The organism is Planomonospora antibiotica, assembly GCF_014647955.1.
Classification (GTDB): Bacteria; Actinomycetota; Actinomycetes; order Streptosporangiales; family Streptosporangiaceae; genus Planomonospora; species Planomonospora parontospora.
This window is the reverse complement of sequence record NZ_BMQE01000071.1, coordinates 1-20567: the sequence shown is the minus strand read 5'-3', so window position 1 is coordinate 20567 and position 20567 is coordinate 1. Positions and strand designations below refer to the sequence as shown.

At 68.6% G+C, this 20567-nt stretch carries 12 protein-coding genes; 7 read left to right on the top strand and 5 right to left on the bottom strand.

Annotated elements, in window-relative coordinates; genetic code table 11:
- From IEZ06_RS33555 to IEZ06_RS37395, 3 genes are all read right to left on the bottom strand, one after another.
- Positions 1–2020, bottom strand: a 2020-nt coding sequence (locus IEZ06_RS33555; RefSeq protein ID WP_189240695.1) for a DUF1156 domain-containing protein, incomplete at its 3' end; no start/stop codon positions are given.
- On the bottom strand, positions 2017–5529 hold the full coding sequence (locus tag IEZ06_RS33550) for a helicase-related protein (RefSeq protein ID WP_189240694.1): 3513 nt from the start codon (positions 5527–5529) through the stop codon (positions 2017–2019). The genes IEZ06_RS33555 and IEZ06_RS33550, both read right to left, overlap by 4 nt.
- A gap of 380 nt (positions 5530–5909) precedes the next feature.
- Positions 5910–7505: a serine/threonine protein kinase gene (locus IEZ06_RS37395; RefSeq protein ID WP_268245643.1), complete on the bottom strand. Its 1596-nt coding sequence runs from the start codon at positions 7503–7505 to the stop codon at positions 5910–5912.
- A 409-nt stretch (positions 7506–7914) separates the two neighbouring features.
- Between IEZ06_RS37395 and IEZ06_RS33540 the strand changes: the two genes are divergently transcribed.
- Genes IEZ06_RS33540 through IEZ06_RS33510 form a run of 7 tightly spaced genes read left to right on the top strand, consistent with a single transcriptional unit; the run spans position 7915 to position 16717 of the window.
- Positions 7915–9555, top strand: a complete 1641-nt coding sequence (locus IEZ06_RS33540) for a hypothetical protein (protein ID WP_189240693.1) — start codon at positions 7915–7917, stop codon at positions 9553–9555.
- Positions 9552–10088 carry a hypothetical protein gene (locus tag IEZ06_RS33535; protein WP_189240692.1) on the top strand — a complete coding sequence of 179 codons (537 nt, stop codon included), beginning with the start codon at positions 9552–9554 and terminating at the stop codon, positions 10086–10088. The genes IEZ06_RS33540 and IEZ06_RS33535 overlap by 4 nt, the downstream gene beginning before the upstream one ends.
- A 10-nt stretch (positions 10089–10098) precedes the next feature.
- Positions 10099–10770 (top strand): vWA domain-containing protein, encoded by a 672-nt coding sequence (locus IEZ06_RS33530; protein ID WP_189240691.1) that lies wholly within the window; start codon positions 10099–10101, stop codon positions 10768–10770.
- A gap of 8 nt (positions 10771–10778) precedes the next feature.
- On the top strand, positions 10779–11681 hold the full coding sequence (locus IEZ06_RS33525) for a protein phosphatase 2C domain-containing protein (RefSeq protein ID WP_189240690.1): 903 nt from the start codon (positions 10779–10781) through the stop codon (positions 11679–11681).
- Position 11682: 1 nt separating this feature from the next.
- Positions 11683–13284, top strand: coding sequence for a hypothetical protein (locus IEZ06_RS33520; RefSeq protein WP_189240689.1), 1602 nt, complete (start codon positions 11683–11685; stop codon positions 13282–13284).
- Positions 13281–14615: a BREX system ATP-binding protein BrxD gene (gene brxD, locus IEZ06_RS33515; protein WP_189240688.1), complete on the top strand. Its 1335-nt coding sequence runs from the start codon at positions 13281–13283 to the stop codon at positions 14613–14615. Before IEZ06_RS33520 ends, brxD begins: the two co-directional genes overlap by 4 nt.
- On the top strand, positions 14612–16717 hold the full coding sequence (locus tag IEZ06_RS33510) for a DEAD/DEAH box helicase (protein ID WP_189240687.1): 2106 nt from the start codon (positions 14612–14614) through the stop codon (positions 16715–16717). Before brxD ends, IEZ06_RS33510 begins: the two co-directional genes overlap by 4 nt.
- Positions 16718–16815: 98 nt before the next feature.
- On the opposite strand, the gene IEZ06_RS33505 is transcribed toward IEZ06_RS33510, so the two are convergent.
- Positions 16816–17340: a DUF1643 domain-containing protein gene (locus tag IEZ06_RS33505; protein ID WP_229799061.1), complete on the bottom strand. Its 525-nt coding sequence runs from the start codon at positions 17338–17340 to the stop codon at positions 16816–16818.
- A gap of 116 nt (positions 17341–17456) precedes the next feature.
- Positions 17457–20456 carry an AAA domain-containing protein gene (locus tag IEZ06_RS33500; RefSeq protein WP_189240685.1) on the bottom strand — a complete coding sequence of 1000 codons (3000 nt, stop codon included), beginning with the start codon at positions 20454–20456 and terminating at the stop codon, positions 17457–17459.
- Positions 20457–20567: the final 111 nt, after the last annotated feature.

Here is a 20567-nt window from a genome sequence, read left to right as displayed (position 1 = left end):
AACGGCCCTGGTGAGGGCCACTGTGGCATAGAACCGTCTCCACGTTTTCGGGGGATTGACATTCAGTCCGCAACGGCCACGTAGCCGTAACTGCCCAGCCAGAGCGAATCATGCCTTCCAGCAATGTCTCCCAGCCAGTCGAAGCTATGCCACTACCATCACTCTCGGACTGCTTGAACGCATAGAAAACGGTCATCGGATAAGATGATGACGCACCATTTCTAATGCGCTCAAACACCTGCTTAAATCCATCCTCAAAAAATCTGTTTGCAGCCTCCTTCCCTCCTCGGCGATATGGATTAGCAATTAACTCATCAGATTTGGGAGTTAAAAGCGTGCCGAACAGATCGGGAAATACATCGACAAGTGAACGCCTCAGCCAGATGTAGAAGAAGTCAGAAAGGTCGGCATAGCCGATATTGTCATAATATGGCGGATCGGTAGAAATTACTCGATCTTCGACATTAACACTCATGGCGTTCTCTTGATAGACTTTTCCTACTGGCATAAACCCGCACCCTTGAACGCCGGCAGAAACCCACTTCACATGGTTTCCGAAGTTTCCAACCGTTTGCGAATGTGGATTAATTTCAACGTAATCCCAGGCCATCGGTATCGCTTGCCGAGCAAACGTATCTCTTACTTTTTCAACTGTCCCGATCCAACTGCAGGCCGTCGAAGACCAGTCGGCGAGCTTACTCAGGGCGAATGCGAGATAAACAGCGACCGAGTCTCCGTACGATTGGGCACCAGAACCGTTTTGAGAAAGAGGATCCCCTAGAGGAAGGCCGCGGGAAAGCGCATCGGATACAACCCTCCCCCTAGCTTCGGCGATCAGATCACCAAAAGTGCTGAGCGCCACCAGCTGCCTGTTACTGAAGAGGTCCGAGAATTTCTTCATACCAAACAAGGGAGGCGAAAACCAGCGAGGATTATCCGAAACTTCGCCCTCGGGAACGTTTTCCGGAAATGGAATCTTTGCCATCTCTTCATGCTCAGCAGTCGGAGCGATATAATAACGCATCCGGGGGCCCTCGGCTACAGTCACCATCAACTGAGCCCCCATTCTCCCAATCTTTCCCTCCTCGCGGATATACGTCAGAGGGACGGGAGTGTTGCAGATCAGACAGGTAGCGCCAGATCGGCCAACAGTTCCTTCTCGTGCCGTCCCCGTCGGACCTTTGATCTCAAACCGGACACGCTTTCCTTCCACGACAGGCTCGACATAACGCTCCTTCCCCTTCTTCTTACCAAGCCAGAAGGAGCGAACCAACGGCATGACGCCACTGCAGGCTGGATTGGGACAGGTCACCGTGCGGGCCCAAATCCAGGCGATGACGTTGGCCTCAGATCCGTCTTCCAGCCTAGCCTTCGGGTAGAGGTGACCAATACGCTTCTCGGCCTCGTCCCGAATCCACTGTCCATACCTCCGGACATCTTCCGCTAGACCAGTCGCGCCAGGCCACTTATCGATCTTCAACTTGTCAGCCTCAGGGAAAACCGGAGGCATCTCCAACCACTTTGAAGGAATTTCGATGAGTGCCTTATTGATAAGAACAGGCACCGGATTCAGGTCAGAAGCATGCGCTTCTAGGCCGAGCCTCTGAGCCTCGAAGGGAATAGACCCTCCGCCCGCAAATGGGTCCAGGATAGATGGCGGATTATCACCACATGATTTCCATATCTCAGCACGGGCTTCCCCATAGAGGGCCTTGTCGTTGATTTTTTCCCATTCGACAAGTCGCTCAATGATGCCAAATAGGCGCTTACGTTCCAGCACCTGGTCTTCCTCAGTTGGAAACTCTTCGGGGCGCGATGAAGGGTCGTCTACGAGCTGGGCAAAGAGAACTGCCCGAGCGGCAGCCAAAGGACGTCGAGCCCACCAAAGATGCATTGTCGCGGGGTGTCCCTGCCGAGGAACTGATTTCTCATGAACCGATCCCTTGTTGATCGCCTCCAGCGGCATCGCGACCTCGATCAGCTTCTTCCGGTATCCGCCCGAACCAGTACCAGTGCTCATGCCGGTGCTCCTCCTCGTGCCCATTCCTTGTTCCAGTCCCCCACCAGGTCGGTGGCGGCGAAGTCTCCGAAGTCCACGTCCCGGAACGGGTCGACGAGGTAGCGGACCTCGTCGTGCTCCGGGCCGTCCGGGTGCACGCTGACCAGAGCGAGCCGGAAGCTCTGTCCGGAGTTCTTGCCGGTCAGCACCTCCGTCCGGGTGACGTGGAAGTCCTGCGCTCCGGCGATCCGGCCCTTGACCTCCAGGAAGACCCAGTGGTCGTCGGCCGTCCGGGAGCGGATGTCGTAGCCCGGGTTGTTGTGCGCCATCTCCTCCGGGAGCCGCCCGAGCCGGCGCTCCTCGGCGAGCACCCGCTCGACCGCCCGGCGCTCCACCTCGGCCGTCTCCTTGGCGTACCCCTCCGCCGCGCCGTCCCGCAGCCCGGCCAGCCGGTCGAGCAGGCCCTGCGGCACGACCAGCGCGGCGCCCGCCACCAGCGGAGGCCGGATCTGCAGCCGCTCGGCCCGGTCCAGGTCGGCCATCCGGCGCTCCAGCCGGGCCTCCAGGTCGCGGGCCCGCCGCTGCGCGGTCTCCGGGCGGATCTTCAGCTTCTTCCCGCTCTGCTCGGCGTCGAGCAGGTCGGCGTGGCGGATGTCCCAGTAGTTGATCTCCTGCAGCAGGCGCTGCCGGACGAGGCTCCGGGTCCGGGCGGTCTGCTCGGTCACGTGGCCGCGCAGCTCGTCGAGGTAGGCGGCCAGGCCGTGCTCGACCGCCCAGCCGACCGCGAGGTCCTCCACCCCGCCCGCCAGCCACTCCTCCGTCAGGACCCCGGCGGTCAGCCGCCGCTCCTCCTCGGTGGCCGGGAGATAGTCGAGGTACGGCGCGGCTCCGGCCGTGCGGGACGCGGAGGGACCCACCTCGACGAAGTCGAAGCGCTTGCCGATGATCCGGTCGTGCCCGTCGGCGACCTCCTGGGCGACGGCCACCAGCAGATGCGGTTCCTCACCGGGGTCGCGCCGGTCGACCAGGACCGCGCCCTGCTTGAGCTGCGTGCCGTACCGCTCGATGACCAGCGAGACCACCGCGTCGAGCAGCGGGTGGCCGGGGGCGAGCAGGTCCGCCTGGGGACGGCCGGGCACGCGGACGAGCCCGCGGTCGAAGGTGACCCGCGTGTAGGCGCGCAGCACCGGCACGCCCGCCCGGATCTGCCGGTCGTGCGCGAGCAGGTCGCCGGGGACGTGGGTGATCTCGTAGCGGCCGGTCTCGCGCTCGGAGACGCGCCCGCCGAGCCGCCTGAACGCGGCCAGGAAGAACGCCCGGACGTAGTGCGGCTGCAGGCGGCGGGCCTGGGCCTCCTCCATGCGGAGCCGCCACTGCGCGACGTCGGCCTCGCCGAGCCGCTGGTGCGCCAGGGCGCGTTCGGCCAGCAGCCGGTCCAGGCCCTCGCCGACCGAGGCGTCGATGACCTGGTTGAGCCGGTTGCGGACCTCGGGCCGGTCACCGTACTGGATGGCCTCCATCAGGAGGCGGCGCAGCGGCTCGCCCTGGAACGCCTCGCCGAGCACGTCGAAGACCTTGCCCTTGTAGGCGCGGCGCTGTTCCTCGATCTTGTCGAGGAGGCGCTGGAAGACGGCGCCCTCCCGGGTGTCGGCGGCGACGAGGTTCCACAGGTGGCAGACCTCGGTCTGGCCGATGCGGTGGATGCGGCCGAAGCGCTGCTCGATCCGGTTGGGGTTCCACGGCAGGTCGTAGTTGACCATCAGGTGGGCCTGCTGGAGGTTGAGGCCCTCGCCCGCGGCGTCGGTGGCGACCAGGACCCGGCACTCGCGGTCCTGGGTGAAGACCTCCTTGACGCGGCGGCGCTGGTCGCGGGAGACGCCGCCGTGGATGGCGACCACGGCCTCCTCCCGGCCGATGAGGCCGCGGAGGCGCTCGACGAGGTACTCCAGGGTGTCCTTGTGCTCGGTGAAGACGATGAGCTTGCGGGGGGCGCCGTCGTCGCCGCGGACGAGGGTGTTGCCCTGCAGCAGCTCCGACAGCTCGGTCCACTTGCGGTCGGTGCCGGAGTGGCGCACCCGGCGGGCGACCTCGGTGAGGTCGGCGAGGAGGCCGAGCTCCTTGTCGAGCTCGGCGACGGTCTGCGCGGTGGTGGCGGCGTCGACGACGTCGTCCTCCAGCTCCTCGACCTCGCCGCTGGGCAGGTCGTCCAGGTCGGCGTCGAGGTCCTCGGGGGCCTTGCCGAGCAGGCCCGCCAGGCGCTCCTTCAGCTTCCCCTCCATCGGGCTGCCGCCGGTGACCAGCTCGTGGCGGAGCTGCGTCAGGCGCTGGTGGCGGCGGACGAGCGACTGCAGGATCGCCTCCGGGCTGGAGGCGAGGCGGCGCTGCAGGACGGTGAGGGCGAAGCCGACGGTGTTGCCGCGCCGTCCCTCGCCCTGCGCGGCGAGCTGCTGGGCTCGGCCCATCTGCTCGCGGACGTACTCGGTGACGGCTTCGTACAGGTCGCGTTCGGCGTCCGAGAGCTCGTAGGGGACGGTGTAGGCGCGGCGCTCGGGGAAGAGCGGCCGGCCCTCGAAGGTGAGCAGGTCCTCCTTGACCATGCGGCGCATCAGGCCGTCGGTGTCGGCGGAGCTGATGCCCTCGCGGTACTTGCCCTCGAAGCGGTCGGAGTCGAGCAGGCCCATGAAGAGCTGGAAGTCGGCCTCGTTGCCGGCGTGCGGGGTGGCGGTCATCAGCAGCAGGTGGCGGGCGTGCCGGCCGAGCAGCTCGCCGAGCTGGTAGCGCTTGGTCTTCTTCAGCTCGTCGCCGAAGTAGCGGGCGGACATCCGGTGCGCCTCGTCGACCACGACGAGGTCCCAGTCGCTCCGCTCCAGCTGGATCTGGAGCTCCTCGCTGCGGGAGAGCTGGTCCATCCGGGCGATGAGCAGCGGGTGGTCGGCGAAGACGTCCCGGTCGACCTGGGCGTCGAGGAGCTGACGGGTGAGCAGCTCGAAGCGGAGCCCGAACTTGTCGAGCAGCTCCTCCTGCCACTGCTCGACCAGGCCGCCCGGGGCGACGATCATGCATCGTTCCAGGTCGCCCCGGAGCATGAGCTCCTTGATGTACAGCCCGGCCATGATGGTCTTGCCGGCGCCGGGGTCGTCGGCGAGGACGAACCGGAGCGGGGTGCGGTCGAGCAGCTCGCCGTAGACGGCCTGGATCTGGTGGGGCAGCGGCTCGAGGTCACTGCTGGTCACCGCGAGCATCGGGTCGAAGCGAGCGGCCATCCGGAGGCGCAGCGCCTCGGCGGCGAGTTTGAAGGCGGCGCCGTCGCCGTCGAAGGCGTAGGCGGCCGACGCGCGGCGCACGCTGAGCCGGGGCTCGTGCTCGCGGTAGAGGAGCTGGGCGGCCGTCCGGCCGTCGCCGGTCCGGTAGGTGAGGTCGACCGCGCCCGTGCCGTACCACTTGACCGCGACGACGGAGACGTCGCGGTCCGGGACGACCCCGCCGACGACGGCGCCGGGGGTCAGGTCCTCCAGCCGGACGCCCGTCATCGCGAGGCTCCCGCGGAGGGACAGGGCCGGTGGGTCACGGTGGTCGACGCCTTTCGTCGGGCTGCCCGGAAGCTCCCTCCCGGGTCGGCCCCGAGAGGGGCGATCCGTTCCTGGAGCGGTCTTCCTCGACTCAATGTATCGGAACGTGTCAGCGGAACGCCGGTATGTAGTCAGGATAAATGCACACAAGTGCACACACGAACACGAACGAATGTGGAGCAGGACAGTCGATGCCTTCGCTCGCCGACAGCAGCGGGGATCGCATCAGACCCTCTTGTACACCCCGAAACCGTACACCCGGCCGAACTGCGCACACAAGAGCGTGTCGTGAATCAAGTTCACCGATTGAAAATGTCTACCAGTGGTGATCGCGGCGAAGCTCAGAGGGCGAGACGGCTGAGGCTCTCGCGCACCTTGACCACCTCGGGATGATCCGGCCCGTGCAGCCCGGTGAGGTCGTCGAGGAGGAGCGCGAGGGTGTGCTGGGCGCGCTGCGGGTGGCCCGTGCCCAGCTCGAGCAGGCCGATCTGCCGCCTCAGCTCCAGCGGCCGGGAGTCGTCGCGGCCGTAGACGGCCTGCGCGTCGACGAGCAGGCGCTTCAGCAGCTCCAGCGCCATGCTCGTCTCCCCCAGGAGAGCCTGGCAGGTCGCCTCCTGGCGGCGGCAGTGCAGGGCCCGGTCGTCGTGCCGGCCGTACCTGTCCGCCAGGTCCCGGTGGAGCTCGCCGAAGGCCGGGGCGGCCCGCCGGTAGTCGCCGCCCTCGAAGAGCACCTCCGCCAGGCGCAGACGCAGGGCCAGCACCTGATCGTCGCCGGACCCGAACACCAGGGTGGCGGGCTTGGCGACGGCGCTCAGCACCTCGACCGCCTGACCGTACCGGGCCTCCTTCGCCAGGGCCGCCGCCTCGGCCAGCGCCCGGTCGAGCTCCGCCCGATCCGTGCCCTCGCCCCCGGCGGTCGTGGACGCGGCCGGCTCCAGCAAGGGGACCGACGGCGGAGCCGCCCCCGGAGCCGCCCCCGAAGATGCGCCGGAAGGTGCGCCGGTCCCGCCGCTGATCCGGCCGACGAGCTGGGCGTACATGCCCAGCGCGCTGGGCCCCGGATTCACGGTGCCGGGGAGCGGCGGCAGTTCGCCGACGAAGGGCAGCAGGGCGTCGCGGACCTCCACCGCGTGGGCGGGCCGGTCCTCGGCGCGCTTGGCCAGCAGCCGGAGCACGAACCGGTCGAGCTCCTCGGGCACCTCCGGCCGCTGCTCCCGGACCGGGGGCGGAGTCTCGTTGACCTGGCGGTGGAGGATCTCGTACTCGGTGTTCCCGTCGAACAGGCGCTCTCCGGTGAGCATCTCGTGCAGGACCAGCCCGAGCGCGTAGAAGTCGCTCTGCGGGACCACCGCGGCGCCCCGGACCTGCTCCGGGGACATGTACTGGGGAGTGCCGAGGGTGGTCCCGGTCCGGGTGAGCCGGGAGACCTCGGGATCGTGGAACATCGCCAGGCCGAAGTCCAGCACCTTGACGCCGCCCTCGGGGCAGAGCATGAGGTTGGACGGCTTGAGGTCGCGGTGGAAGACGCCCCGCCCGTGGGCGGCGTGCAGCACGGCCGCGATCTGCGCGGCGATCGCGGCGGCCCAGCCGACGGGCAGGACACCCTCCTCGCCCACGAGGAGGTCCACGGTGACGCCCTCGACGAACTGCATCACCATGAACGGCCGGGGGCCGATCTTCGGGTCCGGGTAGACGCCCGCGTCGTAGACGGCCGGCGCGCCGGGGTGCTCCAGCTTGGCCATGACCCGCGCCTCGTGGAGGAAGCGCTTGACCAGCGCCTCGTCGTGCTGGCCGTACGGGAAGCGGATCAGCTTGACGGCGACCCTGCGGTCGAGCTGCCGGTCGTAGCCCCCGTAGACCTCGCCCATGCCGCCTTTGCCGAGGGGGAGGCCATCCAGTTCGTAGCGGTCGCCGATGATCGTCCGACTCGCCTCCACTAGCCCTCCCCAGAGCCGCGCCATTGGGGCAAAACTACACCCCTCGCACCTCGGAGCACAGGGATCTTTCCGGTGCCGGAGCAGCGGCTCCACATAGCACGCAAGAGGACTTGGAACGTTCTTTAATGTAATTGTGAGAAGAATGCCACCCAAAGTGTAACTTGTGTACTGGGTTCACCTCATGCTCTACTGGTCGCCCCAAACCCCCACCCCTCCCCGAAGACCCTCTCGCACCCGCGGGCCCGATCCGCCAGTGGATCCCCTGCCACCGCAAGCGATCTACTCCAGCTTGAGCCCCCTTTGACACCCGCATAGGGTGTCGCAATAATCCGCAAAGTACCTAAATCAGATGATCTGTCCGAATTGATCGACAGTGATCATCCCGACGATGGAAGGAAGTCGGTCACCCGTGACGGATCAAGAGCTGGCCGCCGAGCTGCGCGATCTCGCCGATCACCCCTGGCTCGTGACCCGGCGCGCCCAGCTCCGGGAGCTCTCCCGCGCGATCACCGACTCCGACCAGGCGGAGCGCTGGTGCGAGGTCGACCTGTTCTCCGCCTTCTCCGCCGAGGACACGGTCCTGCCGGAGGAGGTGTCGAGGAAGCCGGTGGCCTGGTTCCGCAGGGCGGACTCCTTCGTCGGTCCCGGCCTCGTCTTCCTCCCGATCCTCGTCACCTGGCTCGGGCTGAAGGCGGCGACCACCGCCTACGGGCAGGCCCTCGCCGCGGGCGGGCCGGAGGTGGCCCGGCGTCCCTTCCTCGAGATGTGGCAGCAGGGCTTCGACGGCAGACTGGCCGGATTCTTCAAGTTCGACAACATCGCCTTGTGCACGCTCCTCGCCATCGGCGCCGTCATCGCCTGGACCATCACCGCCAGCCGTACCCGGGATTCCCAGGAAGACCGGATGGAGCACGAGCTCACGAATCTCCGGGCCCGGCTGCGCGGAGCGTTGACCGAGGCGAGCCTCGTACTCGGCCAGGTCCGGCTCTCCTCCCCTGCCCGATTCACCGCTGAGCTCACCAAGGCAGCGGCAGAGCTCACCTCGGTCAGCACGGCGGCCCGCCAGGTGCAGACCGACCTGGTCGAGACCGCGGCCAAGGCACAGGCCGACCTCACGGAAACGATGACCCGTACGCGCGCCGACCTGCTCACGACCGTGTCGCAGGCGCAGTCCGACCTGCTCACGACCGTGTCACGGACGCAGTCCGAGCTGGTTGACGCCCTCACCCGGTCGCAGGACGCCGGGGAGAAGACCGCGCAGACCCTCGCGGCGAGCGCCACCGACATGCAGCGGGCCGTCGACGTCCTCGGCAGGCGGCTGGCCGAGATCAATGTCACCTGCGACGACATGACCGCGGCCATGGAACACGCCTCGGCCGCGATCGACGCCGCCGGTTCCACCACCGGGCAGGCGGTCGGCGGTCTCGGCGAGCGGCTGGCGACGGCCGTCTCCGAGACCACCCTCGAACTGCGGCAGGCGTTCAACGACGAGGTCGCCCGGACCATGACGTCCGTCCAGAGCACCCTCGGCGAGCTGGACACCCGGGTCGCCGAGCTGGTCAACGCGACGGCGGGCATCGGTTACGCGGTGGACCGCGCGGCCGACTCGATCGACTCGGTCGGCGCGTCGACGGAGAAGGCCGTCGGCCTCATCGGCGGGCAGGTCAGCGACACCCTCGCCATGAGCGCGGCCGAGTTCCAGCGCACCTTCGGCACCACCAGCGCGGAGATCCGTGACGCCCTCGGGGAGTGGTCGGTCACCGCCGGCGCACATGCTTCCCGCATCGAGCTCGTCTCCGACGCCTCCGGCAGGACGATCACTCTCCTGGAGCAGGCCCGGGACACGTTCGACCGGCTCCCGGCCGCGCTCGCGGACGCCCTGGCCGAGCTGCCCGGGAAGGTCAGGGACCTCACCGACGGCGAGTTCACCGAGCTGAGGGAGGCGATCACCGAATTGGAGCACGCGGTGGACCGGGCGGCCGACGCCTTCACGGCCTCCGCCCCGAAGGCCCCGAAGGCCCCGGAGGTTCGTAAGGGCACCCTGTGGTGAACCGGAAGCGGAGGACGTCCGCCCCGATCCTGCTGGCCGGCTGGCTCTTCGCCGACCTGCTCCTCGGCTTGACGATCATCATGTTGGGAGCCCAGGCGCCCCCGCCGCTGCCGGTCGCGGCGCAGGCGGGCAAGAGCACGGCGGCTCCCACCCCGACGCCGTCTCCGACCCCTTCCCCCTGCGCCACCCGGGTCGGAGGGGTCCGCCCCGAGCCGACCAAGATCTCCTTCCAGGTCAGTCCCGGAGCCGGGGACGGCGCGCTGGCCGCGCAGGTGAAGAAGAACCTCCGCAAGCACGAGGGCGGTTTCACCGGACGGCACGCCGGCATGGTCCTGACCTTCGGCGCCAACAGCGGCTCCGGGGACGGCGTACACCTCGCCTCCCGGGTCAACGCCGCCCTGCGCAAGGCCTATCCGGCGGTCTTCCAGGCAGCCGCGACCCGGAACTTCCACGACCTCTCCGCCCCGAGCGGGTCGATCTCCATGGAGATCTACTTCGTGACGGACGGCTGCTCCCCCACTCCCGAGAACTGAGGATCCACCGATGAGCGAGCAGGTACTCCCCTTCTACCTGGTCTGCGACGAGTCCTACTCGATGCAGGGCGCCCCGCTGGACGCGATCAACCAGGAACTGCCGAGGGTCCACCACCAGATCGCGAGCAACCCCGTCGTCGCCGACAAGGCGCGCTTCTCGATCATCGGATTCAGCTCGACCGCCGAGGTCCTGCTGCCCCTGTCCGACCTGGGGGACGTGACCGAGCTCCCGACGCTGGAGGCACGCGGCGCCACCGACTACGGTGCCGCGTTCTCCCTGCTGCGCAGCACGATCGAAGCGGACATCCGGACGCTCAAGCAGGCGGGTCACACGCCCTTCCGCCCGACCGTGTTCTTCCTCACCGACGGCCAGCCGACCGACAGCTGGCACGCCGAGTACCAGCGCCTGGTCGACCCCGGCTTCTCCGCGCGCCCGCACATCCTCGCCTTCGGGTTCGGCGAGGTGGATCCGGCCACACTCCAGCAGATCGCCACCTTCAGGGCATTCGTCGCACAGAACGGCATCTCCCCCGCGCAAGCACTCGGCGAGTTCGCCAAGCAGTTGCTCCAGTCCATCGTGCGCTCGGCCACGCTCTCTGCCTCGAATCCGACGAACACTGCCATTCTGGCGTTGCCTGAGCAGGCGGCCGGCTACACGGTCCTGCAGGCGGACCCGGTCTGATCCCGCCGATGGAGACCAGTATGAACGCCGAGCAGTTCACCCGGAGCCCGGAGTATGACAGCGGGTCCGGGCCGCGGTTCCCCGAGCCTCTGATCATCGGCCGGACCCCCGCGCTGAAGTCGGCTCCCGGCCCGCTGCCCACCGCGCGCTACACGGGTCCCGACACCGTGCTCGACGGAGCCGACCTGCCCGGTCTCACGATCCGGGCAGCGTCGATCCGCGGCGACTACCACCGCTACGACGGCCTGCCGCGGCAGGACGCCCTGGGGATCCGGCCGCTGAGCGAGTCACGGGTCCTGGTCTGCGTCGCGGACGGGCTGGGCAGCCGGGAGCTCTCCCACCTCGGCGCCGAGGCCGCGTGCCGGACCGCCTTCGAGGTCTTCCCTCCGGACTTCTCCGAGGGCAGCGATTTCCGGGAAGACGCCAAGGCGTACTTCTCGGACATCTCCGAAGGCGTCATCCGGTGCGCCGAACGGACGGGGGTCGCTCCGGAGCAGCTCGCGACGACGCTGACCGTGGCGGTGATCGACATATCACCCGACCAACCGGCCCGCCGCTGTCGGGTCATGCGTGTGGGCGACAGCACCGCCATGCAGCTGCACAAGGGGTTCTGGAGTCCCTGTTTCCTCCAGGACAACGAGCAGACCGTGACGTCTTCGGCGACGCGGGCGCTCCCCATGGACGCTCAGCGGGTCAACGTGGCCGCGACCACGCTCTATCCCGGTGACATGCTGCTGCTCTGCACGGACGGGCTGGCCAAACCGATGGTCGGCAGGGCGGTCAGCGACCAGCTGGCGACGTGGTGGAGCGCGGCGGCCCCGCCCTCGCTGCCCGAGTTCCACTGGCAGCTCAGTTTCCGGGCCAAGACCCATGACGACGACCGCACGGCGGTCTGCGTGTGGGGAGCGTGAGGTGGTGTTCGTCCCTCACCTGCTGGACCGCGACCGTGCGTCCCTGTCTCTCGAGCCCACCCCGCTGAACGAGGGTGGCCAGGGATTCGTCTTCCGGGTGAACGGCCCTGGCAGCCTGGTCTACAAGGAGTACAAACCGCAGGCCGGCGCAGTGGACAGCGCGGTTCTCGCGGACTTCGTCGAGTTCGGGGTAGGGCTCTCCGCCGAGGACCGCACCCGGCTGTTCTCCGCCTGCGCCTGGCCCGTGGCGCGGGTCGTCTCCGGCGGCAGGATCACCGGTTTCCTCATGCCCGAGGTGCCGCGCGACTTCTACGGCACCGTCGGCGGCGAGACCAGATTGGTGGAGCTGCAGTACCTGCTCTTCGAACCGAAGTGGGCCTGGCAGGACCTGCACCAGCCGGACATCGCAGGCCGGGTCGAGATCGCGCTGGCATTCGCCACCCTGGTCGATTTCCTGCACGGCCACGGGTTCGTGATCGGGGACATCTCCGCCCGCAACCTGCTGTGGCGCCCCGGCGTGCCGTACGGCGTCTTCGCACTGGACTGTGACGGGTTCCGGCGCCACGGCAGCGACCCGGTGACCAAGCAGGCCCATACCGTCGACTGGGACGACCCGTACGGACCGAGATCGGGCCCCGACCTCGACACCGACCGCTACAAACTGGCGCTCGCCCTGGGCCGGATGCTCTCCCGGAACGCGCACGTGCGGCCGGGCAAGCAGTTGTCGCTGCTGCCGGGACTGGAACCGCGGTTGGCGCGCCGTGTGACGGAGCTGTTCGACAGAGCCGCCGGGCCTTACGGCACCCGGCCCATCGCCACCGAATGGGTCCAGGCGATCCGAGGCCGGCAGTGGACTCCGGTGAGCAGGCCACCGATCTCCTCCACCCCGGTTCTCCCGTCCCAGGTGCGGATCACGACTCCCGAGGGAGAGCGGAGTTGGCAGCCCGTCGGAGGTCGACCGCAGGCGGCGTCCGCTCCCGCCCCTCCGGCGGTGCCTCCCCCCGCTCCTGCTGCGTCCTCGTCGATCCCGGAGCGAAGGTGGCGGCCGATCGGTCAGCCGCCGACGGCCGGAACCACTCCCGTTCCTCCTCCCGCTCCCGTCGGCCGCACGGTCACACCGATCCGGCCGCCCGCCCCGGTGAGCCGGCCGCCTGCGTCGGCCATCTCCTCCGGTACGGCACCCGCACCGGTGTCCCGGCCTGCCCCCCGGCCGCAGCCCGCCCCCACGCCTCGATCAACACCGGTGGCTCAGCCCGTCTCCGCTCCGGCTCCGGCTCCGGTGCCGGGTGGGCTCGGCAAACAGGTCGTCGACTCCGGTGGCTACACCGATCAGCGCCAGGTCGTCCGCAGCAGGATCGAGGACGACGCCGTCGCCGTGTTGCTCGACGGCCTGGCCGCTGGAGGAGGCAGGCTGCCGGTCGCAGAGGCGGCCAGGCTGCTGGGCGAACCGGAGCAACGCGTGCCCCTGCTGATCGGTGAGGCGAAGCGGCTGCTCAACGTCGAGGGCTACGCCGTCCTCGCGCTCAAGGACGGCGACCAGACGGTCGAGCTGAACGTGCCGCTGCTCCGGGAGCAGTTCCTCGACGAGGAGGACGGATCATGACGCGTAAGATCAGCCGGGCCCGGCGGAGGCAGATCATCGACGCGCTGGGACGCGGGACGGTGCCGCAGACCGGCCTCGACGTGTTCGCCGTCGGATTGGAACGGTTCGAGAAGGCGCTCGACGACGACCTCTCCGCCGTGACGGCGGGCGGCGGCGGCTTCAAGGCCGTCCGCGGTGAGTACGGCTCGGGCAAGACCTTCTTCGCCCGCTGGCTGGCCGAACGGGCCAAGCGCCGGGGCATGGCCACCAGCGAGCTGCAGATCTCCCAGCGGGAGACGCCGCTGCACAGGCTGGAGACCGTCTACCGGCGGCTGATCGGCGGCCTGTCCACCACCAGTTCCCCACCGAGCGCCCTGCGGGAGATCGTCGACTCGTGGCTCTTCTCACTGGAGGAGCACGTGATCGCCACCGGGAAGGCTGCCAAGGACGACCGGAGGATGATGGCCGCGGAGGTGGAGCGGCTCATCGAGAGCCGGCTCGCCGAGGTGTCACGCAACACTCCGGCGTTCGCCACGGCGCTGCGCTTCTACCGCCAGGCCCGGCTCACCGGTGAACAGGCCATCGCCGACGGTCTGCTCGCCTGGGTCAGCGGGGAGCCCCACGTGGCCGCGACGGTGCGCCGCTACGCGATGCTCAAGGGCGAGCTGGATTCCAGGAGCGCGCTGGGCTTCCTCCAAGGCCTGCTGGTGGTGCTCCGCGACTGCGGGCATCCTGGCCTGCTCGTCGTGCTCGACGAGATCGAGACCCTGCAGCGCCTGCGCAGCGACGTCCGGGAGCAGAGCCTCAACACGCTCCGGCAGCTCATCGACGAGATCGACAAGGGCCGGTTCCCCGGTCTCTACCTCGTCATCACCGGGACCCCCGCCTTCTACGACGGTCAGCAGGGCGTGCAGCGGCTCACCCCGCTCGCCCAGCGGCTGGCCACCGACTTCGGCACCGATGCCCGGTTCGACACGGCCCGAGCGGTGCAGATCCGCCTCACCGGCTTCGACCGGGACAAACTCGTCGAGCTGGGCTGTGCCGTACGCGATCTCTATGCCCAAGGGGATCCGCAGGAGGACCGGATCCGTTCCCTGGTCGACGACGGCTACATCAAGGAGCTGGCCGCGGCCGTCGCGGGCGAGCTGGGGGTCGGCACGGCCCCCCGGGTCTTCCTGCGCAAGCTCGTCGCCGACGTGCTGTACCGGGTGACGGACCACGAGGACTTCCATCCCCGGAAGGACTACAAGCTGACCGTCTCCGACGTCGACCTGACCGACGAGGAGCGCAACGCGGTTCGCGGAGTGCGCCGCGCCGCCTCGGCGGACGAGGTGGAGCTCGACCTGACGTGACCGCGACGTCCTCCACCCTGCTCCATCCCACACTGGCCTACCACGTGGCGAACACCCTGGGCTGGCCCCACCTCCGGCCGCTGCAGTCCGAGGCCCTCGCTCCGGTCGGGGACGGCCTCGACGCGCTGCTGATCGCCCCGACCGCGGGCGGCAAGACCGAGGCGGTCGCCTTCCCGCTGCTGTCGGCGATGGAGGAGCAGGGGTGGACCGGCCTGTCGGTGCTCTACGTGTGTCCGCTGAAGGCCCTGCTCAACAACCTTCTGCCGAGGCTGCAGACGTACGCGACCTGGCTGGGCCGGCGGGTGGAGGTCTGGCACAGCGACGTGTCCGGTTCGCGGCGCCAGTCGATCCTGCAGGACCCGCCGGACGTGCTGCTGACCACGCCGGAATCGCTGGAGGCGATGCTCCTGAGCACCCGGGTGGATCACCGGCGGCTCCTGCGCGACCTGCGGGCGGTGGTCGTGGACGAGGTGCACGCCTTCGCCAAGGACGACCGAGGCTGGCATCTGCTCTGCGTCCTGGAGCGCCTCACCCGCCTGGCGGAGCGCCCCCTGCAGCGCCTCGGTCTATCGGCGACCGTGGGCAATCCCGGTGAGCTGCTCTCCTGGCTGCAGGGGTCCGGAGCCGGGGAGCGGCCCGCACGCGTGATCGCACCCGAGGCCGATGCCGGTTCCGCTCCGCCGGCCGTCGAGCTGGACCACGTCGGCTCCGTGGCGAACGCGGCCCGCGTCATCGCCGCGCTGCACCGGGGCGAGAAGCGGCTCGTCTTCTGCGACTCCCGGCGCATGGTCGAGGAACTGGGCGAGGCACTCCGGGAGCTCGGGGTGACCGTCTTCCTCTCCCACGCCTCCCTGTCCGCGGATGAGCGCCGCCGTGCCGAGGAGGCCTTCTCCCAGGCCCGCGACTGCGTCATCGTCTCCACCTCCACCCTGGAGCTCGGGATCGACGTGGGCGATCTGGACCGCGTCATCCAGCTCAACGCACCCTGGTCCGTCGCCTCGTTCCTGCAGCGGCTCGGCCGAACCGGGCGACGACCGGGCATCAGCCGCAACTGCCTGGTCCTGGCACTGAGCCAGGACGACCTCCTCTCCTGCGCGGGACTGCTGCACCTGTGGGGCACCGGGTACGTCGAGCCGGTCCAGCCGCCGCCGGAACCGCGGCACATCGTCGCCCAGCAGTTGCTGGCGCTCACCCTCCAGGAGGGACAGGTCGGCGACGAACTCTGGCCGGACTGGTGGAACGGGCTTCCTCTCTTCCGCGAAGGGTCGGCCCGGCCGGTGCTCGACCATCTGATCAGGGAGGGGTTCCTGGAACGGGACGGCGGCGGGCTGCTCATCGGGCCGGAGGCGGAGCAGCGGTTCGGTCGTCGCCACTTCACCGACCTGACCGCGGTGTTCACCGCTCCCCCTGAGTTCGCGGTGTTCCACGGAAACCTCGAGATCGGCCGGACCGGCCCCGAGCTGCTGACCTCCGCGGTGGCGGGACCACGCCTGCTGCTGCTCGCGGGGCGGACCTGGAAGGTGGACTGGACCGACTGGAAGCGGCGACGCTGCTTCGTCGAACCCGTCGAGGGCACCGGAGGCGAGGCCCGCTGGACCTCGTCGACGGCCGGCGGCACGTCCTTCGCCCTGGCCAGGTCCATGCGCGAGGTCGTCCTGGGCGCCGACCCTCCGGTACGGCTCACCCGCCGGGCCGTCGCGGCGCTCGCCAGGGCGCGGGAGGAGAACGCCGACACCGTCCATCCGGACGGCACGGTGATCGTGCGGGCGGACGGCGACCTGCACTGGTGGACCTGGGCCGGATACGGCGCCAACACCACGCTGAAGGCCACGCTGGGACCCGCCGCCGATCCCGCCCAGCGGGTGGACGACCTGCGGGTCAGGCTGCGCGGTGACCTCACCGCGGCGGACTGGCGCGCCGCCGTACAGGGGCTCGATGGCGCGCTGCGCCTGCCGGAGGTGGACGACAGGGCGTTGAACGGCCTCAAGTTCAACGCCGCGCTCCCCCGGGACCTGGCGGCCGCGACACTGGCGGCGCGTCTGGCCGACTTCCCGTCCACCGCCGTGGTCCTGGCCGAACCTGCCCACTTCCTGGTGCGATGACCATGGCTTCCGCGGACCGCACCGGGCTGCCTCCGTGCCGGCTCCCCTCGAAAGAGGGGAGCCACCCGAACCGCTCCGGCCGTCTCCCGCGGACAGCACTATTCCAAAGAGTGCACCGCCAGCACCTTCGCCAGGCGCTCCTCGAACGTACTGCCCTCCACCCGGGCCTTCTCCGGTCCGACGTACTGCCGCCAGCGGGAGGGATGCCGCGGTGAGCCCGCCACCATCCACACCCTGCGGACACCCTCTTCTCTGAGGTGACGGCGCAGCCATTCCGCCTGCTCCCGCAACCGGGCGCCCACCTGCCCGGTGACCCGGTTCGACCCCCAGGCGAACAGAATCTCGTCGGCCGCCGCCACCGCCTCCGCGAGGAGCTTCCGGGAGCGGAGCACGTCGGACTCCTCGATCACAGCCGCCCCGAGCCTGTCCTGGTCCTTCGAAGGGACGTCCAGCAGGTTGGCCAGCCGCAGCCGATCACACCCCATCAACGGGAGGGCACAGCCCAGGTTGCGAAACGAGATCGTCTCCGGCGCAGGACGAAGCGCGGGATTCAGAAGAACCGCGCACAACGTCCGGGAGTCCCGATCCGGTTCAGGGTGCACGCGGTCCTCTCCTCGCCTCATCGGAAATGCGGGCACTGTAGCGCGAGATGTTCCGCTGAGAGAAAGTACGCAGCCCAGGCCTGCCGCCTCCAGCGAGTGAACCTCCGCGCGTCCCGGCCTTCGCAAGCGGATCGGGTTCAGGTCCTGCGGGACTGGTTTCGGCCCCCAGCCCGGTCGGGAAACGGCAGCGACCACTCGAAGCAGTTCTTCCTGCAGAACCACCGCAACCCGCGTTGCCGCCCTCGTCCGGATACGCCGTACTCGGCCTGCTCCTGGCAGCTGGGGCAACTAGGCGGGCGCACGAGTTGGTCGGCTCGTTCGTGCTCCAGCATCCGGGCCGCGATCCCCCGTCCCTCCAGCACGCTCATGATCTCCCGCGGTTTCGTCCCGGCGTGCGAGAGCACGTTCATACTGCCGATGAACGTCAGGCGCTCATCGATGACGGCTAGCTTCTGATGCTGGTCTTTGAGAAACACCACGTGCGGCAACATCGCGGCCAGTTGCGCCACGTAGGGCTGCATCGTCGAGTTGACCTGGTAGGAGGGCCGGGTGATCACCCGTACGTCCACTCCTCTGTCCACGGCATCGGTCAGCGCGGGCAGGTAGCCACGTACGGCCCGAGCCGTCCACGGGCTCCACAACCAGATGCTCCGTTCCGCCCGGACGAGCTCGTCCAGGAGCGCTTCAGGCAGAACCTCCTCGTCCAGAACGCTGACGACTCTCGCGTAGGAGCGCACCGCGTCCCAGAGTTCGTACAACACTCCGGAGCCACCGCCCAGGTCGGCCGTACCGAGTAGTGCGGACGCGGAGACCGTCTGGACGGTGCCTGAACGGATCATGTCCCGGACCGCACTGAGCGGAGATCCCGGTCTGGCCCTGCTCAGAGCGGGACGTGACGCGATGACGTACAACCTGTACTCGGCTCGAGTCGCTCCCACGTTGAACACCCGGACTGCGTCGAGTTCGGAGCTGCTCAACCAGCCGTTTCCGTCTTCCACGAGATCGAAGATCACTGTCTCGAACTCCCGGCCCTGGAAACTGTGCACCGTACCGGCCTCCACCGAAACCGGCAGGCCCGCGTCGGCGAACGAATCGGCCAGGAGCTGCCGGTGCGGTTTGTACGGCGTGACCACCCCCACCGCCCGCTCGCCGTTGTCGATCAAGTGATGCTGGGCGAGTGCCTTGGCCAGCAGGGGGCCGATCGGCCAGCTACGTGAGGAGCCGACTCTCTGCACGCCGGCGAGCTGGTCACCGAGCCCGTCCACGTCGATGAAGACGATCTCGTCGCGCTTCCCCGTTCCCGGCGCCAGCCTGCCCTCGTAAGCCACCCGGTTGGCCAGCTCGTTGATCGATTTTCCGAACCGGTACTGCCGGGTGAGCATCACACATCCTGGCTGATCGGCCGCCCGCGGAAACACTCCGACGGCCTCGAACGGGTCCCGCCGCAACCACTTCTGAACACACTCCTCCCGGGACTTCGCCAGTGCTCCCGTGACGATGGGACCGTTCTGCAGAGAGTCACCCAGCAGCGTCGTCCCCAGTTCGGCTCGACTGACCGCGTAAAGCACCTCCGCAGGCGTGGAGGCAGCCGCCTCATCCACCAGGACGAAGTCGTAGCGGCGTTCCCGCAGGGACGGCCGCATTCTCAGCATCGCGTGGGTGGTCGCGATGACCTGGGCGGAGTCGATCAGCTCCCGCTCCGCGTCCCGTGCCATCCGACGCTGTTCGGCCAGGAGCTTCTCATGCTCCTTCTCCAGTTCCGCCAGCGTGGTCAGTGCCGGTCTCGCCTCCGCCTCCAGCTGCGGTCGTCGCATATACAGCCGGGGCAGCCCCTCGGCGTCCGCCCGCCTCACCAGATCGGCGTCCTCGGGCTCCGGCAACGGACGTCGTTCGGCCTCGGCCACGGATCTTTCCCAGACCCCGACCTCTTGCTCTGCCCGCGCCACGGCCTGTCGGCTCTCCAATCGCCGAGCCTCCGCCTGGATGCGCCGATCGGCCCGCCGCTCGATCTCCGCGGGTTTGAACACCACCTGTTGGAGGAGTCCGGCTCTCCGGCGGCGCAGTTCCGCGCTCGACCGAAATGCGATCTCCGACATCCGTGCCAGTCGGGCATCCGCTTCGGCCAGCTCTCTACGGGCGGCCTCCCTCGAGTCCGAAAGGCTTCGCAGCACGGCGCGGTGAGTGGAACGCCAGAGACGGGAACGATTCTCGCTCTCGACCATCTCCCGATCCCATCGTCGCCATTCTTGTTCGGCTCGAAGTTTCACCGTCTCCGCTCGATCCAGCTCGAGCTGCAACCCGGCGAGCTCTTGTTCGATCTTCCGCGCATCCTCCAACCGGTGCCGGGTCTCCGAGGTCTCCTCCCACGCTATGACCGTCCGCTGCTCCTCTTCCGTCGCGTGCCGCTCCCTGCGCACGGCCTGCAAGCTCTCGGCTCGCGCGGCGTCCAGTTCTCCACGAAGCCGTTCCAGCTCCGCCAGCTGCCCGAGCCGTACTCGTGCGGCCTCATAACGGTCGGCGGCGAACCCTTCCAGCCGGTCGTGCGCCTCCTCCAGAGCATGGATACGCTGATCACCACGCACTTCAGTGATCTTCTCGACCAGAGTTGTCCGGCGTCGCTCCAGCTCGCCGAGACGGGCCTGTTGCAGTTTGGCCAAGCAGATCCGCTGATCCTCCGCCACCTCAGGCATGTGTGGGGTGCCGATCCGTAGCAGTGCCCCCGGCGTCGGGTCTAGATCTCGGGCCGCCCTGTGCAGGGCATTGTCCACCGCCACGTTGGTGCCCGAGACGAGCAGAACGCTCTTCCCCTGGGCCACGAGATGCCCGAGAGCATCGACGATGACCGCGGTCTTCCCCGTTCCCGGCGGCCCCCAGACGACGTGCAGACCCGGTGCGCAACAGGCCGCCCTCGCCCGGCGCTGTTCCGGGTTCCGCCCCGTGGGTGTTCCCGGATCAGGGGGGACCGGAGATAACCGCCCCTGCGCGAACGCCTCGGTCAGCGGAGTCAGCTTCAGCCCGGCGAGGCCGGTAACCAGTGCCTCCAGCAGTTGTCCAGCCGCCGCTCGCCGTACCCACAGGAACAGTCCTTTGGCCGGGGCCTCCTCGATCACGCGGACCCGCAGGATCGGGCCGTCCATCACGCTCTCCATTACGGAGTACTTGCGCTCGGCCGATCCTTCCTCAGGTGCTAGTGCCGCATCAGGCAACGTTTGCCTCGTTGTGAACTACCGTCCGGCTGCTGCGCCGGG